Origin of the sequence: Mycobacterium sp., from assembly GCF_049683935.1 — a bacterium.
GTDB lineage: Bacteria > Actinomycetota > Actinomycetes > Mycobacteriales > Mycobacteriaceae > Mycobacterium.
Map to the genome: position 1 here is coordinate 1 of NZ_JBAUJR010000165.1, position 1868 is coordinate 1868.

At 70.6% G+C, this 1868-nt stretch carries 1 protein-coding gene; it reads left to right on the top strand.

Annotated elements, in window-relative coordinates:
• On the top strand, positions 1-1868 hold a 1868-nt coding region (locus WA965_RS09615; protein ID WP_526447423.1), incomplete at both ends, for a C-terminal helicase domain-containing protein.

Here is a 1868-nt window from a genome sequence, read left to right on the forward strand (position 1 = left end):
GTCGTGTGGTGACCCTGCCCGCCGACTACGTCAGCGAGAAGGTCACCCTTGGATACGCCCGCACCATTCACGGCGCGCAGGGCATCACGGCCGACACCTGCCACACCGTCCTGAGCGGACGCGAGACCCGGCAGCTCGCCTACGTCGCCGCTACCCGTGGCCGCAGCGAGAACCACCTGTACTTCGGGTCCGCCCTCGACGGCGACGAACACTCGGTCATCACCCCTGAAGCCGTCACACCGCAAACGGCTGTGGACCTGTTCACCCGCATCCTCGGCCGAGACGGCGCGCAGGAATCGGCCACCACCGCCGCCCGCCGACTCGCAGACCCCGCCGAGCGACTCCCGATCGCCGCAGCGGCCTACGACGATGCCGTCGGCACCGCCGCAGAACAGGTCCTCGGTGACGACGAGATGGAGCGCATCGATGCCGAAGCGGACAAGGTCGTCCCCGGCGTCACCGACGCTGCAGCATGGCCCGTGCTGCGCAAGCACCTGGCCATCCGCGCCGTCGGGGGAACCGACCCAATCGCCGCACTCGCCCGCGCCGCCAGCCACCGCGAACTCGACACCGCCGTCGACGTCGCCGCCGTCCTGGACTGGAGGCTCGACCCGAGCGGAGAGCATTCCGCCGGCAGCGGCCCCCTGCCGTGGCTGCCCGCCATCCCTCCAGCCCTTCGTGCAGACCCGACGTGGAGCAACTACCTCACCGCCCGCGCAGAACTGGTCGACACCCTCTCGACAGCGGTCGACGAACGAGCCCGCGGCTGGACCAGCAAGACCGCGCCGGTCTGGGCCCGACCCTTCCTCGAACACCGGGACCTGCTCGCGGACCTCGCCGTGTGGCGCGCAGCGCGCACAGTCGACGACATCGATCTCCGGCCCACCGGTCCCGCGCAGTTCGCGGCCGCACACAAACGGCAGCAGAACCGGCTCGACAAAAGGGCAGCAGCGGTCATCGGCTCGCCCGATGCCGCCACCAACGCCTGGAGAGCGCTCGCCCTGAAGATCGAGCCGCGGATCCTCACCGATCCGTTCTGGCCGGTGCTCGCACTCCGGCTGACCACCGCCCGCCGCGCCGGTCTCGACGTCCCCGCTTTGCTGCGTTCGGTCACCGGGGACCGCCCACTACCCGACGAGATGCCCGCCGCAGCCCTGTGGTGGCGGCTCTCGCGCACCCTGAGCCCGGCAGCTCTGGACTCCACGACACCGTCCAAGCACCTCGCACCGCACTGGACGCCGGCCCTCGACGTCGTGTTCGGCGAGGAGACCGCGCGCACGATCCGCAGCGATCACGCATGGCCCTCCCTCGTCGCCGCGGTCGACAACGCGCCCATCGACTGGGAGCCGCAGCAGATCCTGGCCTTCACCGACGAGCTGCTCACCCAGGCCCGCGACGTCGACGACGAACTACGCCCCGACGAGCTCACCCAAGCGTTGGCGTGGCGGATCACCGCCCTGAGCCATCACGAGTTCACCCACCACGACTTCCCAGCCGTCGAACACGCACTGGTCGACCCTGCCGAGGACGAGGCAGCAGCAACCGTCGCCGGAAAAATCGACCCGTACGAGTCGACCCCCGCCACCACGCAGAACCACGCCCCCGAGACCACCACCGCAACCGTCACCGGGACCGGCCCGGTGTTCGAGGCCGGCTTCGACGACTACTACCCCGAGCTGAGCGACGCGGACCTGCCTCCCGACCCGGAGTCCGACCTGCCGCCACCGGACTTCGAGTACGACACCGGGGCCGACTGGGACATGCTCGCGGAGTCGATGGACTCCCTGCGCATGGTCCGCCCCGAACACGAAGACATCGCACCCGCTGCCCGGGTGGCCGCGCTGCACGCCGAGCTCGCGGACGCACGC